Genomic DNA, 16,982 nt, shown 5'->3' with positions numbered 1-16,982 from the left:
GGCAATGGGAATCCCAAAGTATCTGCCTCACTACACCTACGAGGACTACAAACACTGGGAAGGGCGGTGGGAGCTCATTCAGGGCATACCGTTTGCCATGAGCCCCCAGCCCTCCTTCCAGCATCAGCGGGTGTCCCAACGTATCGCGTATGAGCTGGAACGCGCTCTGGAAGGCTGTACCCGATGCCGCACCGTGCTACCCGTGGACTGGAAAATCGCCGAAGACACCGTGGTGCAAACTGACAATATGGTGGTCTGCGGGGAGGTGACCAATCCGTCGTACCTCGATAAGCCTCCGGTGCTGGTGTTCGAAGTACTTTCTCCCTCCACCGAGCAAAAAGACCGCCTGTTGAAGGCGGAACTTTACGCCTCGCAGGGCGTCAAATACTATGTTCTGGTGGAACCGCAGGTGCAACAGGCGGAAGTACTTGAGTTGGAGCGTGGCGAGTATCAGAAGGTAGCCGTGTTACATGACCAGAAATGGCGTTTTGACCTGGAAGAATGCCAGATAGAGGTGGATTTTTCAGGATTCTGGAAGTGATGACGGCAACGCAACTTTTAAATATTTCTTATCACAAATGGCGTATAATAAATGGAAGAGTAGAACGTTTTGCAGAGGCGATGAGGCATGATTGTAGAAGCACGCAATGATACGGTCAACCTGCTCGGTGCGCTGACCAAAAACCACTGGCAGACGATCAAGGCGGCGGCAAACCTGTTACTGAAACGCAACCCGTCTGGCATCATCATCAACTGCGCGGGCATTACCGAGTGCACGGAAGAGGGCGCGGAGACCTTCGCCGATGCTCAATCGTATATCCAGAGGCACGGTGCGCGCATCGTGCTGTGCGATATTCCGGACCACGTGATGGAGGTGCTCCGCCGCGTACCGGGGGTGCGTTCGCAACTGCCCGTTGCCTGTACAATGGCGCAGGCGCGGGCTTCCCTGGGTCTGCCCAGCACGTATGAAACCTCAGAAGCTCCCTCCGAGAAGATTGTGCTGCTGCCCGTGTGGGAGGGGATGAACGCGCCGTATGCCGCTCAACACGCCCTGCACATGACCAAAGATCAGCACGCGGTGCTTCACATCGTGTACATCCTGCTGGTGCCTCAGAAACTGGCTCTTGCCACTCCCATGCCCGAGCAGGAGGAGCGCGCCCAGCGCACCCTGACCGAACTGGAAGAGATGGCGCGCCGCGCCCGGGTGAAGGTGGAAAAGCGCGTGGAGCGCTGCCGCGACCTGGCGCGAGGTATCGTCACCGTAGCCGAGCAGGAGAGAGCCAGCCAGCTGATTTTAGGCATCACGCCGGGCGACCTGGCGGCGGCAAACGGCTTTCTGACCACGGTACTGCAGAAAGCCCCCTGTGAGGTGATGGTGGTACGTGCGCCGGCAACCGCAGGGCAGGCAGTATAGACAGGAGGAGTTACATGGTGCGTCCATCCGCAGGATACGGGGGCGAGATCGACGAGGCGGTTTGGGCGCGCATCGAAGCCTCCATGAACTTCCGCGAAGGCGACCGCGTGCCGATCTGGGACTATATCGACAACCCGGCGGTAGTGCAGTATTTCCAGCAACCGGGCGACGACTATCCCACCACCATGGTGCGTGTCTATCACGGTTTGGGCATCGACCTCTGTCGCGGCTACGGACGCTCATTCGATCAAACCGAGGACGGCACCGTGCTGGGCGAAGGCAGAGGACAGCATCTGGTATCCGGACAGACCGCGTGGAAAGTGCATTACGAGATTGAAAGCATTGACGACCTGCGGGAACATCTGCGCAAGGCGGAGCCGGTGTCATGGGACTGGCTACGCGCGCAATGGGTGCCCTGGATACGCCGCGAGCAGGAGCGGTTTGCGCCCTACACCATGTTCATTACGCCCACTGGATGTGGCTTTCACGCGGCCTATGGGCTGATGGGGCAGCAACGCTTCGCCTATGCGATTTACGACGCCCCGAAGGAAGTGGACGCGCTGCTGGAGCTGGAAGGTGAGAACGCCTACCGTTTCGCCAAAGTGGCGGCGGAAGAGCAACTGTGCCCCCTGCATTTCATCGGCGATGACATCGCCTACAAGAACGGCTTGCTGTTCTCGCCCGCTTTCCTCCGACGCACGTTTATCCGGATGCTCAGGCGTTGTATCGAACCTTTGCACGAGGCGGGCATCAAGGTCATCTTCCACAGCGACGGCAACCTGTGGCAAATCATGGACGACCTGCTGGACGCGGGTATCGACGGCTTGAACCCGCTGGAGCCGATTGCCGGCATGGAACTGGAGCCGCTGAAGAAGCGCTATGGAGACCGATTGATACTGGTGGGCGGTATTGACTGCTCGCAGCTGCTCCCTCTGGGAACACCCGATGACATTCGGCGCGAGGTCAAGCGTGCCATGCAAGTGGCTGCGCCCGGAGGCGGCTTCTTTATCGGTTCCTCCAGCGAAGTCAACCCCGCCACCCCACTGGAGAACGTGCTGGCATTCTACGAGGCCTGTCACGAATACGGAAGGTATCCGATTGGTGGGTGAAACGCAGACTGTCCAGAAGCAGATTCGCAAAGGCGCATCGTTCTTATCGCTGCTGTAGCACGGGAAGCACCTGTTGCAGGATTTTTCGGCTGGCGCGGGCAGCTTCGCGCCCACTACCGCCGTGTTCCAATATGAGCGCAAACGCCAGCGGGGGCAGGTTGTCGTTTTGCACCACGCCGGCAAACCAACCGTGCGGTTTGCGTTTACCCTCGCTGGTTTCAGCAGTGCCTGTTTTGCCGTACACTTCCCAGCCGGTTCCGGTGAAGATACCGTATGCCGTACCCGTTTGCACCACCTCGCCCAGCATCTGCCGAAGAGCCTCGGCGGTGGCATCACTCAGAACCGGTCTGGACGGGTTGTTTCCTGGGGCGAAAACAGCCCTGCGCCAGGTGCCGTCTCGGGCTATAGTCGCCATCAGGTTCGCCACCTCCAGAGGCGATGCCAGTATCTTGCCCTGTCCGAAGCCACAATCGGGCAGTTCCGCCGCCATTTCATCGGGTTTGGGGACACGTTGAAAGCCCACCGCAGTGGCGGTCTCATAAAGCGTTGCGGGTTGCAGGGCGATGGCTAAGTGCCCGAAGTAGAGGTTGCAGGACAGCCGGAGGGCATCCCTTAAGCCCAGCGTACCGTGCGCCCGCATCGTTGGATGGTCACTCAGGCGAGACTTCACGAAGGTCTTATCGCCCACCTTCCAGCGCACGTTGCGCTCGATATGGCGACATCGGTGGCGCAGGGGCACTCCCTTCTCCAGCGCAGCTGCCGCAGTGACTACCTTGAACACCGAGCCGGGTGGGTAGAGACCATCCACCGGTCGGAACACCAGCGGGGCGTCTTTGCGCGTTCGCAGCTGTTGCCACAAAGTGGGGTTCAGCTGGTTGGGGTCAAAGGTTGGTGTGCCCGCTGCTACTAGCACATGCCCCGAATCAGGCTCTATCAGCACGAATGTCGCATTGCCGTTCGGGTAAGCCTGCCGAATGGCGCGCAGGGCACGCTGTTGCGCCCCCCGCGAGATGGTCAAAGTCACATCCTGTCCCTCCGGCAGGCGGAAGAAGGGCAGGTCTTTCCTTCGGTAGAGGCGCAACAGGTCGCGCGTGCTGTCGTATCCCCGCAGGCGTCGGTTGTAACGCGCCTCAGCACCCGATGGACCTCCAAAGCGGGCATCCAGCCAGCCTACCAGCTGCGCACATGCTTCGCCGCAGGGGTATACCCGACGTCCATCCCGTGTTTCCGCCAGCACCGCTCCGGTGGAGTCCAGAATCCGCCCTCTCGGGATGCGCTGGGCAATGGCGGTCAGTCGGGGGTTGGTCACCCGGTGAGGTTCGCTTTTGGGCAGTCGCACCATCAGAGGACGTGTCGCTATGTCGTCCGCCTGGATGCCCTGGATCCAGAAACTGCGCGCGCCAATCAGGCCTAGGATAATCAGCGTGAACGCCCATGCCAGCACGCGCAGGCGGAAACGATATCTTCCGGTGCTGGAGGGAGCAGGTTGTGGCGATGGGTGCGCGGTGATGCTGTAGAGCAAACCCACCATCGCGCTGTTTGCCAGCAGAGCGGAGTTGCCCTGAGCCACGAAGGGAAGCGACATGCCGGTCATCGGCAACAGACCCGTAATGCCTGCGCAGATTAGCACTATCTGAGTGCCCTGAAGCACGGCAATGCCCGCCGCCAGCAGGCAGTCTTCACTGGTAGCAGAACGCTGCGCAATGCGTATGAATCGCCCGAGCCACAGGGCGTACAGGCAAAGCAGAGACAGGGTTCCGACCAACCCCAGATGTTCCCCCCACATGCTGAACACCGAGTCGGATCGGGCGAAGGGCACGCTCTGCGGCTTACCCAGCCCGATACCGCTGCCGAACAGACCTCCGGTGGATAGCGCCCACAGGCTGTGCGCCAGATGGCGCGCATGGTCTTCGGTAATCTGCCAGGGTGACAGCCACATCGCTACACGAGTAGGCAATACACCAATTCCCAGCGCCTCCACCAGAAGGATGCCTGTTAACATCAGGAGGACTGCCGGTATCAGCAGCACCGCCCTTCCCGTGACCAGATAGAGCATCACCAGCAAGGTCAGGTACAGCGTCAGGGCAGGACCGAAATCGCGTGCCAGCACAAAAATGCCCAGCATGAAGGCGAACATCACCAGCAACGGGAGCAGCTCCTGCCAGCGCAACTGCCACCAGTGGATACCGGTGCGCGGAGGCGACAGCGTGCCAAAACGTCGTGCGGCGTATCCTGCAGCAAACAGCACCAGCAAGAGTTTCATGGCTTCCACCGGCAAAAAACCGAACAGCTGCAGGCGCGCCCCTCCCGGACCCCTGCCGAAAATCAGCAGAAGCACCCCCAGCAACAGCGCCAGCAACGCCCACAGGTAGCGATACTCCAGCAGGGTCTTTCTCTGAGTATGATTCATGCCTGCGAGCAGCACTACGATCACGCCACCTGCGAACAGCCCCAGACAGTGCTTCGTGACAAGGGCGATATCGTCGCTGCCCACAGTGCCCAGCAGGTTTGCCAGGCCAACTCCGCCAAGCAGGAACGTGATGGGCAGGATAACGGGGTCTCCGGGCGAGGTGCGCTGGCGCATGAGCCGGTGCACAAACAGGGGTAACGCTGCTGCGAGGGCTACGCCCAGAAGCACTATCAGATGCTGGCTACCCGAAAGGGTTCGCGTTGACAGGATACCCATCCACGCACATAGTCCTGCCAGCAGGTTAACCGTTCCTGCCATGAGCACCAGGGTACCTTCTCGCTTCCAATCAGACATGGGGTCGCCTCTTCGCAGCAGCTACTTGGTCAGATTCTCGCTCGGGGAAACTCTCACCTGCTGCAGAAAGGAAGTTTCGCTCTGGATATAAGCAGGACTTACGCACTTGCGATGGACACCTGACGGTTCATGCATTTTTCAACGACGGCAGAGACAATTTTCTGTCATGCTGAGTGCAAGCGAAGCATCTCAGAGCCACAAAAGGGATTCTTCGCTTCGCTCAGAATGACAGAAGTTGTCTCTTCAGGTTACAAACTCTCCAGCAGCCTTTCAACTGCGTAACTCCTGATAAGAAAGCATAAGGCGAGGTAGGAATCGGTGCGTTGACCCGCGAAAGCTGTGTATAAATCTTGCAATGGGAGGGGTATCTGATATGGAGGGCTATTGCGTGAAGTGCAAAGCGAAAAAGGAGATGAAGAATCCGACCGCTATCACGCTGAAGAACGGACGCCCCGCGACCGTTGGCACTTGTGTGACCTGCGGAACCAAGATTTACAAGATTGGTAGCAACAAGTAGAGGGTGCAGCCGTTTTGGGTATGCTGAAAGGCACAAGTGCTTCTTGCATCTACTGGCGAGATGTTGTATAATGAGTAGTGCGTTGGATGGGGCTGTAGCTCAGTTGGGAGAGCGCTTCAATGGCATTGAAGAGGTCAGGGGTTCGAATCCCCTCAGCTCCACCAGCATTTTTTTGAACGGGTGGACCGTTAGCTCAGTTGGCAGAGCAGCTGACTCTTAATCAGCGGGTCGGAGGTTCGAGTCCTCCACGGTCCACCAATATTTTGTGCCTTCCCCACTTCGCAAACCCAATATCTTGGGGTACTAATAGAAGCCCGCATAGAATGATGCCAGTTTGTATGCCAATTCAGGAAACCCTCCTGCAGGCTATTCGCGCCAACCTATATTGATGGCAGTAGGCTTCACCCTGGCTCGACAAAGACATTCCTGTCAACCCGCACGGAGGCGCTGTCGCCAGCGTCGTGGACCACCGCCTTGCCGGCTGGCGTCTCGATCGTGTTCTCACTGACCAGGGCGGCACGTACCCCCGATTCCACGCGCAGTCCCTCGGTGGCTGAATGGATGTGGCATCCGGTCATCGTGGTGAGACCGCCTTTCAGGTGGACGGCGGGGAAGGCGTACTCCGTCATCGGGCGCAGGAGACTGCAGCCGCTGACCACCACCTGTTCCGATTGCATGACCTCGATGCAGGGGGCGGCGTTGGACTTCATCTCCGCACCGGCGACGCGCACCCGCGCGTTCTTGCCGTTCACCCGCAGGCTCTGGTGGTGGTTCCAAAACGACCCGCCCGCGACGCTCAGCGTATGCTCGCCGCGCACGTCGATGCCGATACTGCAGAAGTCGGTGGAACAGCCGGTCAGCATCCCCCACGTGCCGCCTTTGATGGTGGCGTCGGGTATCTCATCGCGCAGCAAGTAGCCGATGTTCATGGCGAACACGAAGCAGTCGCTGAGGCGAATCAGGTCGTTTTTGCCCAGGTCGAAGCCGACGCCCTTCTCCAGCGGGCGCGGCACGGGACCAAGGTTCCACACCTCCACGTTGCGGATGGTGGGGGCGTCCCACGTGCCGGTGACCCGCACGCCGATGTTGCGTGGCGCGACGATGAACACGTTCTCCATGTTAAACCGACCGATGTTCGACACCCCGTCCGCCAGCACGCCGTCCCAGCAGTACAGGATTTTGACATGCGAAAGGTACGCGCCCACGCCGGAGACCACTATCGCGGGAGGTCCCGAGGTCGGTTCGCCCTGCCAGTCATAGCGAATCGCCAGAGCCTGCAAGCCCCCGCCTGCTTTCAGGTGCAGACAGGGCTGGTCTCGCTGTTCGGGCAGCAGGATGGGCAACACGTCGGTATCGGCGCACCACACGCCGGGAGTGGGACCGCTCAGGCTGATGTTTTCTACCACCAGGGTGCGCGTCAGTCGGTAAGCGCCGCGCGGCACGAACACCGCCAGCCCGGCGGAGCGGGCAGCTTCTATCGCTTTCTCGAAGGCGGGCGTATCATCGGCTTTGCCGTCGCCCTGCGCCCCCAACTCGCGCACATCGATGCCCTGGGCATGGGAAGCAGGTTTACTTGCCTGTGAAGGCGCGCCACCAAGGGAGGCGACGCCGGCAAATGCGCCCATTTTCCACAGCACTTCCCGACGGGACAGGGAACCATCTTGTGGTCGCATGTGAACCTCCCTTCTCAACGGTTTTTCCTGACCCTTCTTGTTTTTTCTGGGAACGAACCACCGGGACACTAAGGACACTAAGAACACTAAGTTTTTCCTTTGTGACCCTTCGTGTTCTTTGTGCCTTCGTGGTTCGTTGGAAAATCAGCCATTAAGAGACAAAAGCCACGACCGTTTTAAGCCAGCTCTTACAGATTAGCCTGTTGCCCGCGCGGGTGTCAAGCCTGCACAGGATGTTCCCCACAGAGGGCAGGAAAAACGTGGCGGTTTCGTGTATACTTATATCCGTGAGTATCATGCAAGCGGCGACGTTATCGGTGCGCGAGGAGATACCGGCGGTTTCGCTGTTCGGGGTGCGCGTCCATGCGGTCAGTATGGACGAAGCCATTCGACACATTCTGTGCTTTGTGCAGGAGCGCATCCCGAGGCAGGTGGTTACCGCCGATTCGAGCATGGTGGTCATGGCGCAGCAGGATGCGCACCTCCGCGAAATCATCAACCGCGCGGACCTGGTCACCCCGGACAGCATCGGGATTCTGTGGGCATGTCGCAGACAGGGTATCAGGATGCCAGAGCGCGTCAGCGGGGTGGACATCGTGGCGCGGCTGGCAGAGGTCAGCGCGCAGACAGGGTTGCGGCTTTACTTCTTGGGGGCGCAGCCGGGCGTTGCCGAAGAAGCGGCGCGCCACCTGCAGGAAAGGTTCTCGGGCGTGCAGATAGCGGGCTGCCACGACGGGTACTTCCCTCCCGAACAGGAAGAGGCGGTGGTGGAGCGTATCCGTCAGGCGGCTCCCGATGTGCTGTGCGTGGCGCTGGGCATTCCCAAGCAGGAAAAATGGATTGACCGCTATCGGCAGGTGCTGGGGGTGCCGGTCAGTATCGGTGTCGGCGGGACGTTCGATGTCTTATCGGGGCGGGTGCGCCGCGCACCGCTGTGGATGCAGAGGATGGGCATGGAGTGGTTATGGCGCGTGGCGCACAACCCGCGTAAAATCTCCAAAGTGATGTTATTACCACGCTTTGCATGGATGGTAATGACGAATCGAAGCGGTATAGAGGTTGTTCGCGATGGCTGAAGAGATTATCCTCACACGCGAAGGGTATGAGAAGCTGAAACAGGAGCTGGAGCACCTGAAGACCATCGGACGGGCGCAGAGCGCCGAGCGCATCCGGCGTGCCCGCGCGCAAGGGGATCTGAGCGAGAACTTCGAGTACCACGAGGCGAAACGCGCGCAGGCAATGTTGGAAGGGCGCATTCGGGAGTTGCAGCGCATCCTGGAAGTCGCACAGGTGGTGGACCACCTGCCCAACGAAGATGGGGTGGTCACGGTGGGCAGTGTCGTAACCGTCGAGGACCTGGAGCATCGCGAGAAGTGGGCTTTCCGCATTGTGGATACAGCCTCGGCGGCGGTGTTCGGGGCAGACGAGGAATATGAACACGTCTCGGCTGCCTCGCCCCTCGGGCAGGCACTGGTTGGCAAAAAGGTGGGTGACATTGTGCAGGTTGAAACGCCCGGCGGCATCGTCGACTACGAGATACTCTCCGTTCACACCTGAACGAACGCCCCAGAACTGGCATAATCCATATTGAACACAAAGTGCTGCCCGCCCTGCCACCTGGCAGGGCTTGGCAATCTCGAAGAGGGACGGGAAATGCAACTGAGCGTCATCGGCACTGGCTATGTGGGACTGGTTACAGGCGCGGTCTTCGCCGACCTGGGCAACGAGGTCATCTGCGTGGATAAGGACGAGGAGAAGATTGCCGCCCTGCGGGCAGGAATCATGCCCATCTACGAGCCGGGGCTGGAGGAGATGGTGCGCCACAACGCGAACGAGGGACGCCTCTCCTTCACCACCGACACGGAGGAGGCGGTGCGCCGTTCGGAAGTGGTTTTCATCGCCGTTGGCACACCCAGCCTGCCCGATGGACAGCCAGACCTGTCGCAGGTGGAGGAAGCGTGCCGTCACATCGCCCGCGCCCTGAACGCGCCCAAAGTGATTGTCAACAAAAGCACGGTGCCCGTGGGCACGGGCGATGTCGTGCGCCAGTGGATCGAGCAGTATGCCCCGCCCGACCATCCCGATTTCGAAGTGGTTTCCAACCCCGAGTTTCTGCGGGAAGGTTCCGCCATTTACGACACCCTGCACCCCGACCGCATCGTGATCGGCGCGCGTAACCAGAACGCAGCGATGAAGTTAATCGAACTCTATGCCCCGCTGGAACGCCCCATGATTATCACCGATGTGAACTCCGCGGAACTCATCAAATACGCCTCCAACTGCTTCCTGGCGATGAAGATTTCGTATATCAACGCCATTGCCCGCATCTGTGACCGGAGCGGGGCGGATGTGACGCTGGTGGCAAAAGGCATGGGGCTGGACAAGCGCATCGGCGACCAGTTTCTGCAGGCAGGGCTTGGTTGGGGCGGCAGCTGCTTCCCGAAAGACGTGAGCGCGATGATTGCGACTGCCGATGCGCTGGGCTACGACTTCCAGCTGCTGAAGGCGGTGCAACAGATTAACCACGAGCAGCCGCTGTACTTCGTGGGCAAAATGCGCGACGCGCTGGGCGGACTGGATGGCAAACGCATCGCCATCCTTGGTCTCTCCTTCAAGCCCAACACCGACGACCTTCGGGAAGCGAAGTCGTTGCAGGTCATCGCGGCATTGCTGGCGGAAGGCGCGGAGGTGCGCGCCTACGACCCCATCGCCATGCCGAAGGCGCGTGCTATCTTTCCGCACATCACCTACTGTGAAAACGCCTATGACGCCGCGACTGGCTGCGATGCGGTGGCAGTGGTCACCGAGTGGAACGAGTTCCGTCAGCTGAATCTGGAACGGCTGCGTCAGGTGCTGCGCCGCCCGTTGCTGTTCGACGGGCGCAACATCTACGACCCGGCGAAGGTCAGGCAGGCGGGGCTGGAGTACTTCGGCATCGGGCGGGCAGCGAACGCCGCGCCGTTTGCCCGCGTATCCACACGCTGAACGAGGAGAGGAGTGTCTGTATGAGTTTCTTCAACCGCGAGCTGGTTCTGGGACGCAACCCGCACTATGATAAAGGCGTGCGCCTGCTGGACCAGGGGCTTTATCAGGAAGCGATTGCCGAGTTCGAGCAGGTCGGCACTGCCGATCCGGCGGTGTATCGTCTGGCGCGGTTTCATCTTGGGCAGGCGTACGCCGAGCTGGGGCAGCGTTACCTGCAGGGCGGACTGCTGGAGCGCGCGGAGGCAGCTCTGCGCCACGCCATCGAAATACACCCGCGATTTGCCGACCTCCACTGCCAACTCGGTATCGTGCTTCGGCAGCAGAAACGGTATCAGGAAGCGGAAGAGGCTTTGCTGAAAGCGCTGGAGATTAACCCGCGCTTCGCCTATGCCAAACTGCAACTCGGTATCTGTTATCTTCAGCGCGGCGAGGGTGAGAAAGGATGGGAAGCCGCACAGCAGGCGGTCGCCCTGGAGCCACGCTTACATACTACCGCTTACCAGAAGGCACTGAACCTGCGTGAGGAAGGCGACCTGCGGGGCGCGATAGCAGCCTTAGAACAGGTGCGCATCTCCGAAGTGGAAGATATCCAGTTCCACACTCGCCTCGGCGACGACCTGTACCGGCGCGGCATGTACGCGCACGCGGCGGAAGAGTACCGCAAGGCGATCAACGTCAACGGAGACTATCCCGACCTGTACAACCGTCTCGGTGTGGCGCTCATGGCACAGGGCGACTACGCAGGTGCGGAAGAGGCGTTCCGCCGTGCTCTGGAGGTCAACCCGCGTTATGCGGAAGCGCAGGCGAATCTGGTACTCGCTCTGCGCGGTGCGGGCAAAGGAGCGGAAGCGCAACAGGCTCTGCAGCGTCTGGCGGAAATCGCCCCGGACAATCCCCTGCTCCAACCGCCGGCAACATGAGACTGCCACCCGCCCTGCAGTTTGAGATAACGGCGCGCGATTCCACGACCCGCGCGCGATGCGGCATCCTGCGCCTGCCGCACGGTGAGGTGGAAACGCCTGTCTTTATGCCTGTGGGCACGCAGGGTACCGTCAAAGCCATGACGCAGGAAGAACTCGAACGGCTCGATTTCCGTATTATCTTATGCAACACCTATCATCTGTACCTGCGCCCGGGACATGAGCGTGTTGCCCGCGCGGGAGGGTTGCACCGTTTTATCGCGTGGCCGCGCAATATCCTGACCGACAGCGGCGGTTTTCAGGTGTTCAGCCTGCAGGGGCTGCGGCGCGTGTATGAAGACGGCGTGGAGTTTCAGTCGCACATCGACGGCTCCACCCACTATTTCACCCCGGAACGGGCGATGGAGATACAACACGCGCTGGGCGCGGACATCATCATGGCGTTCGATGAATGTCCCCCGAACCCATGCAGTTACGAACAGGCGCGGGCGGCGATGGAACGTACCCACCGCTGGGCGGTGCGTTGCCAGCAGGCGCATGATACCGAGCAGGCGTTGTTCGGCATCGTGCAGGGGAGTGTTTACGAAGACCTGAGGGAGCAGAGCGCGCGATTCATCAGTGAACTTGGTTTTCCGGGCGTTGCCATCGGCGGAGTGGCGGTCGGCGAGGAGAAAGAGGCGATACACCGTATCGTGGCGTTGACCGCACCCCTGCTTCCCGAGGAGAAACCGCGCTACCTGATGGGCGTGGGCGAACCCGACGACATCCTGCAGGCAGTGGCAAGCGGGGTGGATATGTTCGATTGCGTGTTGCCGACCCGTCTGGCACGCAACGCCGCGATGATGACCCGGCAGGGCAGGGTGAACCTGCGCAACGCCCGCTTTGCCGACGAGTTCGGCGCGGTGGACCAGGAGTGCGATTGTCCCGTGTGCAATCGCTATTCGGCAGCGTATCTGCATCACCTGTTCAAGGCGAAGGAGATACTGGCGGCGCGCCTGGCGACGTATCATAACCTGTACTTCTATCAGAGGTTCATGCAGGATATTCGCCAGGCAATCCGACGGGGAAATCTGGAACAATTCACACGGGAGTTCCTTCAGAAGTATATGCCGGAAGAGGAAAGACTATCCAGAGAGGAGTGAAAAACGGTGATTACGCTACAGCAGGTCACCTTGAAAGACGTGCGCAGCTATCCAAAAGTGCGCGTTTACATAGATGCCGCAAACCAGCAGATGGCAGCTATAGGCTATACAGAACACGGACATCGCCACGCGGGGGTGGTGTCTTCGGTCACACGGACGATTTGTGAGTCGCTGGGCTATTCACCCCGGCAGACGGAGCTGGCAGCGATTGCCGCCTACCTGCACGACATCGGCAACATGGTCAACCGGAATAACCACCCTGAAATCGGCGCGATCATCGCCATGCAGATTCTGGACGAGATGGGCATGGACCCCCGCGAGATTGCGACGGTGGTGGCAGCCATCGGCAATCACGAGGAAGGCGACGGCACACCGATCGATTACGCCTCCGCCGCGGTCATTATCGGCGACAAGTCCGACGTGCATTACAGCCGCGTGCAGAACCCCCGCCCGGAGACCTTCGACATCCATGACCGCGTGAACCACGCCGTACAGCGTTCCAACCTGTATGTGGAACCCGACCAGCGCATCATCCGGCTGGATTTAGAGATCGATACCACCTTCGCCAGCGTGATGGAGTACTTTGAGATATTCCTGTCGCGCATGGTGATGTGCCGCAAAGCAGCGGAGCAGCTGGAGTGCCGCTTCTGCCTGCGCGTCAACGGGGTGGATTTGGGGTAGCAGGCTTCCGTTGCCGTGCCCAGCGGGTCAAAGTGACGCCATTCGTTGTGCCGACGCACCAGCGAGATGCCCTGCAAATACAGCGCACTCGGCAGCCACTGGCTGCCCGTCAGGTCTTCCGACGTCTGCTCCACGTTGAAGTTACTGCATTAAACCCGTCATGCCGTGGTCAAGGCATTTTTTCAGGAACGAGGATAGATTTTTGAAGAGTCGTGGGTGGTTTGCCCTCACCCCTGCCCCTCTCCCGACGCTGCGGGAGAGGGGGGTTCGGCACTCCCCCTTCCCTCGCAGGGAAGGGGGTTGGGGGGTTAGGTGAACCCATGTTGCCCTCACCCCCTGCCCCTCTCCCGACGCTGCGGGAGAGGGGAGTTCGGCACTGCCCATTCCCCTGTGGGGAAGGGGGTTGGGGGGTTGGATTCCGCGACGCAGGTTTTGCTCGCTTCGGACGCGAATTATGGTGTACCATCCCGTAAACTGCTGGTGAGGAGATGCAACCGGTTCTCTGGATTCTGGCGTTCGCGTGCACCTATCCGGCGGTGGCTTATGCGCTGACCGCTACGTACGCGGTCACCGTCAGGCGCGGCAGGGGTGCGCTGGCAGGAGGACTGCTGGTACTGCTCGCGCTGGCAGTGGCGGTTGGCTGGGTGGTTTCCCGTGTCGCACAGCCACCGGTTAGCTGGTTGCTGTGGGACTTCGTTCTGTGGCTACCCGCCATGGAGCTGGTGCGTGGTCGGGTGCGACGCGCCCGGGAGTCCGGAGAGGGACAAACCGCCCGCGCCATCGGACAGGCGTTGCGCCAGTCGATACTGCACACGGTGTTGCTCAGCGGAACCATTCTCTTTTGCATTCCGTTCGCGTGGCTGGTGGTCACCTCGCTGAAAGAGGACGAGGATATGAGCAAGTTCCCGCCCGTATGGGTTCCCCGCCAGCAGGTGAAGGTCACCATTCACGGCAAAGAGTGCGGGGTGAGCCTCCTGCGACAGGACGGGCAGACGCTGAAGGTTGCCACCCTGGAGGAGCTGGAGACGGGCGAGCATCGCGTACAGGTGCTGGAGCCGCCACAGCGGCGCGGCGAGGTGTTTCTGGTGCCCGGCGGTCAGCTGCAAAAGGTGCGCGTGTTTGCCCCCAAGTGGGAGAACTACTGGGATGCCCTGCGCTTCCTGCCGCCGGAAACCAACTACGGTCTGGTGTTCCTGTGGAACACGCTGTTTCTGTCCATCCTGAGCATCATCGGCACGGTGTTGAGCAGCTCGCTGGTGGCGTTCGCCTTCAGCCGGTTGCGCTGGCCCGGCAGGGACATCTGGTTCGTGGTGCTGCTGGCGACAATGATGGTTCCCGGCGCGGTGACCATGTTGCCGGTGTTCGTCATCTTCCGCGCCCTGGGCTGGGTAGATACCCTGCGTCCGCTGTGGGTTCCCGCTTTCTTCGGCAGCGCGTTCAACATCTTCCTTTTGCGCCAGTTCTTCATGACCATCCCGATGGATTTGGAGGACGCGGCGAAGATCGACGGTTGCAGCTACTTCGGTATCTACTGGCGCATCATGCTACCGCTGATTAAGCCCGCGCTGGCGGCAGTCACCATCTGGACCTTCATGGGCGCGTGGAACAACTTCATGGGTCCGCTCATCTACATTTCCAGCCCCGAGAAGATGCCGCTGGCGTATGCCCTGCAGCTGTTCCAGTCCCAGCATGGCGGAGAACCCGGGATGCTCATGGCGGCGGCAACGATGGTGATGCTGCCCGTGTTGATGCTGTTCTTCTTCACCCAGCGCTACTTTATCGAGGGCGTGACGCTGACGGGCATCAAGGGCTGAAGGGAAAGGTGGTGAGCGGATGTGCGACTGGGCGACGGGCAGATACATGAGGAGATTTACCGCCTGCTGGCGCGGGAGTACGGTCAGGCGAGCTGCTTCTCGTTCGCCGTCATCGGGGCGACGGTTGCGGGGGCAATCATCGGTGGAGCGATTGCTTCGTTCTCACCCGGCGTGGCCGACCCCGGCGCAGTGGTGGTCATCACGATGGGCGCCAGCGCGCTCATTGCCTATGCTTTTAAGCTTGCTCGCTCCCGTCCAGACCTTTCTGCCGAGGATATCCGCCGCCTGATGCCCCTGTTCCATTTCGACGAGGGGGAAAAGGCTTATCTGGAGGCGTTGCTCGCGCTTGCTGAAAACCCTTACCTGCAAGAAGAGACAGCCAGGCAGATGATCGCCGACCTGAACCGCCTGCTGGACACTTACTACGAACTGCAGGACCAGCTGGAACAGCTCAGGGAGGCGATGGGAACCGCCAGCGAGAGCGAGCTGGAGGCATTGCAACAGCGTCTGGCGGAAGCGACCGACCCGCAGGCAAGGAGAGCGTTGCAGGAGAGCGTAGACCTGCTCCGCCGCCGCCTGCACAGCCGGGACGCGCTGAGCAGCCATCGCCAGCGCATGGAAGCCCATCTGGAGCTCCTTTTGCAGACGCTGAAGAGCCTTCACGAATCGCTTTCTCGTCTCAAGCTGGCACCCCAGGGTCTGGAAGAGTTCGACATCGACGCCTTGCGCCTGCACCCTCAAGAACTGCAGCAGGAGGCGGCAGCCATCGAGAACGCCGCGCAGGAGGTGTTGGGCAGTCTCGTGACCCAGCGGGGCGAGGGGGGAGCGTGAGGTGACCGCCCGCGCTACCGAAGCACCATCACACCGGCTGCCCACGTCAACAACGAGAGCGCGAGCACCGCTGCTACCCCCGCTGCCAGCACAAGATATCCCGCCTGCGCCAGAAGCACGCGCTCCACCAGCCCCCCGCCAGAGTCGACAAACATCGCCAGAGCCAGAGCAAGCACGGCAGCCATTGCCGAAAACCCAGCCCATGCCCACTCGGACAGAGCGTGCCTCCAACATATCCAGAACGCCACCACCACCAGCGTCCAGTAGAACGGACTGGTGAGTATCAGGCGCAGGCACATCCCCGATAGCCGAAGCAGTACGCTCACTCCAGCCCTCCACGTCGCACCAGAGCCTGCAGCACGTCTTCCATAGTGGCAACGGGATGGATGGTCAGACGCACCTCCCCATCCGCACAGAACGTGGCTTGCACTGCGGATCTGGAGGACTCCTGCACGGGTTCCAGATACACCGCCTGCAGTTCCGCGTGCGCACGCAGATGTTCGGGCGTATCCATCGCCAGCACCCGCCCCTCGTGAAGCATCAGCACGTGGTCTGCCAGCTCCGCCTCGCGGGCAGAGTGCGTCGCGTATATCAGCGCAAGCTCACGCCGGGCGCACCGTGCGTCCATCTCCTCCCAGAACCGCCTTCGGGTGCGTTCGTCCAGCTGCTCCAGCAGACCGTCCACCACCAGCAGGCGCGACGCCACCGCCGCCGCGCAACACAGCTCCAGCCGCAACCGCTCCCCAATGGAGAGACGGTGCACCAGCCTGTGGCGGTGCGCCTCCAGACCCCACCATTCCAGCAAGTCGTGGATGCGGCTGCCATGTACCGACAGCGAGGCTCCGTGCAATGCGCTGCACCAAAGTATCTGCTGCAGGACGTTCGCGCGGGGAATAAGGCGCGGACACTGCGCGGCGTAACCCGCACTGGCTCGCGGGATATGCCACACTACCGAACCGCGATGGGCGAGCAGTCCGAAAAGAGCGCGCAGCAGGGTGGTCTTTCCAGCCCCGCTGTGTCCGTACACGCACAGCCGCTGGCCTTCGCGCAGGGTGAAGGAGACCTCTCCCCGCAGTCGGGGGGGGACGCTCAGGTTGCGCACTTCCAGAATAATGGGCGTCGCCATGTTTTC

General features: G+C 60.8%; 16 protein-coding genes and 2 tRNA genes. 14 read left to right on the top strand and 4 right to left on the bottom strand.

The window, feature by feature from the left end:
* The first annotated feature begins 4 nt into the window (after nt 1–4).
* The 3 genes from K6U75_04880 (at nt 5) to K6U75_04870 (ending at nt 2,523) form a co-directional block, all read left to right on the top strand.
* The gene (locus K6U75_04880; GenBank protein MCL6474371.1) at nt 5–541 is read left to right on the top strand and encodes a Uma2 family endonuclease; all 537 of its coding nucleotides are present in this window, start codon (nt 5–7) and stop codon (nt 539–541) included.
* Between the two features lie 87 nt (nt 542–628).
* Nucleotides 629–1,414 (top strand): universal stress protein, encoded by a 786-nt coding sequence (locus tag K6U75_04875; protein MCL6474370.1) that lies wholly within the window; start codon nt 629–631, stop codon nt 1,412–1,414.
* Nucleotides 1,415–1,428: 14 nt separating this feature from the next.
* Nucleotides 1,429–2,523, top strand: coding sequence for a hypothetical protein (locus K6U75_04870; protein MCL6474369.1), 1,095 nt, complete (start codon nt 1,429–1,431; stop codon nt 2,521–2,523).
* 43 nt (nt 2,524–2,566) lie between these two features.
* Here the strand turns inward: K6U75_04870 and K6U75_04865 are convergent, their stop codons facing one another.
* The gene (locus K6U75_04865) at nt 2,567–5,287 is read right to left on the bottom strand and encodes an FtsW/RodA/SpoVE family cell cycle protein (GenBank protein ID MCL6474368.1); all 2,721 of its coding nucleotides are present in this window, start codon (nt 5,285–5,287) and stop codon (nt 2,567–2,569) included.
* A 373-nt stretch (nt 5,288–5,660) separates the two neighbouring features.
* Between K6U75_04865 and K6U75_04860 the strand changes: the two genes are divergently transcribed.
* The 3 genes from K6U75_04860 (at nt 5,661) to K6U75_04850 (ending at nt 6,062) form a co-directional block, all read left to right on the top strand.
* Nucleotides 5,661–5,804 (top strand): DUF5679 domain-containing protein, encoded by a 144-nt coding sequence (locus K6U75_04860; GenBank protein ID MCL6474367.1) that lies wholly within the window; start codon nt 5,661–5,663, stop codon nt 5,802–5,804.
* Nucleotides 5,805–5,892: 88 nt separating this feature from the next.
* Nucleotides 5,893–5,968 (top strand) — tRNA-Ala (locus K6U75_04855).
* Nucleotides 5,969–5,986: 18 nt separating this feature from the next.
* A tRNA-Lys gene (locus tag K6U75_04850) sits at nt 5,987–6,062 on the top strand.
* A 143-nt stretch (nt 6,063–6,205) separates the two neighbouring features.
* Here the strand turns inward: K6U75_04850 and K6U75_04845 are convergent.
* Entirely contained in the window at nt 6,206–7,477 is a 1,272-nt protein-coding gene (locus K6U75_04845; protein MCL6474366.1) for a glycoside hydrolase family 55 protein, read from the bottom strand.
* Between the two features lie 296 nt (nt 7,478–7,773).
* Between K6U75_04845 and K6U75_04840 the strand changes: the two genes are divergently transcribed.
* The 8 genes from K6U75_04840 to K6U75_04805 all read left to right on the top strand — a co-directional run bounded on the left by K6U75_04840 (nt 7,774) and on the right by K6U75_04805 (nt 15,850).
* Nucleotides 7,774–8,553 (top strand): WecB/TagA/CpsF family glycosyltransferase, encoded by a 780-nt coding sequence (locus tag K6U75_04840; protein ID MCL6474365.1) that lies wholly within the window; start codon nt 7,774–7,776, stop codon nt 8,551–8,553.
* A complete protein-coding gene (gene greA / locus K6U75_04835) occupies nt 8,546–9,034 on the top strand; it encodes a transcription elongation factor GreA (protein ID MCL6474364.1) in 489 nt (162 codons plus the stop codon). Before K6U75_04840 ends, greA begins: the two co-directional genes overlap by 8 nt.
* Nucleotides 9,035–9,130: 96 nt before the next feature.
* Nucleotides 9,131–10,462, top strand: coding sequence for a UDP-glucose/GDP-mannose dehydrogenase family protein (locus K6U75_04830; protein ID MCL6474363.1), 1,332 nt, complete (start codon nt 9,131–9,133; stop codon nt 10,460–10,462).
* Nucleotides 10,463–10,482: 20 nt separating this feature from the next.
* Nucleotides 10,483–11,382: a tetratricopeptide repeat protein gene (locus K6U75_04825; GenBank protein ID MCL6474362.1), complete on the top strand. Its 900-nt coding sequence runs from the start codon at nt 10,483–10,485 to the stop codon at nt 11,380–11,382.
* Complete coding sequence (gene tgt, locus K6U75_04820) at nt 11,379–12,524, top strand: tRNA guanosine(34) transglycosylase Tgt (protein ID MCL6474361.1); 1,146 nt, start codon at nt 11,379–11,381, stop codon at nt 12,522–12,524. Before K6U75_04825 ends, tgt begins: the two co-directional genes overlap by 4 nt.
* Before the next feature lie 90 nt (nt 12,525–12,614).
* The gene (locus K6U75_04815; protein MCL6474360.1) at nt 12,615–13,205 is read left to right on the top strand and encodes an HD domain-containing protein; all 591 of its coding nucleotides are present in this window, start codon (nt 12,615–12,617) and stop codon (nt 13,203–13,205) included.
* Nucleotides 13,206–14,098: 893 nt separating this feature from the next.
* Nucleotides 14,099–15,019, top strand: a complete 921-nt coding sequence (locus K6U75_04810) for a carbohydrate ABC transporter permease (protein MCL6474359.1) — start codon at nt 14,099–14,101, stop codon at nt 15,017–15,019.
* A 21-nt stretch (nt 15,020–15,040) separates the two neighbouring features.
* A complete protein-coding gene (locus K6U75_04805; protein ID MCL6474358.1) occupies nt 15,041–15,850 on the top strand; it encodes a hypothetical protein in 810 nt (269 codons plus the stop codon).
* A 14-nt stretch (nt 15,851–15,864) separates the two neighbouring features.
* On the opposite strand, the gene K6U75_04800 is transcribed toward K6U75_04805, so the two are convergent.
* Nucleotides 15,865–16,176: a hypothetical protein gene (locus K6U75_04800; protein MCL6474357.1), complete on the bottom strand. Its 312-nt coding sequence runs from the start codon at nt 16,174–16,176 to the stop codon at nt 15,865–15,867.
* On the bottom strand, nt 16,173–16,976 hold the full coding sequence (locus K6U75_04795) for an ATP-binding cassette domain-containing protein (GenBank protein ID MCL6474356.1): 804 nt from the start codon (nt 16,974–16,976) through the stop codon (nt 16,173–16,175). Before K6U75_04795 ends, K6U75_04800 begins: the two co-directional genes overlap by 4 nt.
* Nucleotides 16,977–16,982 lie beyond the last annotated feature (6 nt).

The sequence above is a fragment of the Bacillota bacterium genome (genome assembly GCA_023511455.1).
GTDB lineage: Bacteria > Armatimonadota > HRBIN16 > HRBIN16 > HRBIN16 > HRBIN16.
The sequence above is the reverse complement of the archived record's forward strand: the minus strand, read 5'-3'. Positions and strand labels throughout refer to the sequence as shown.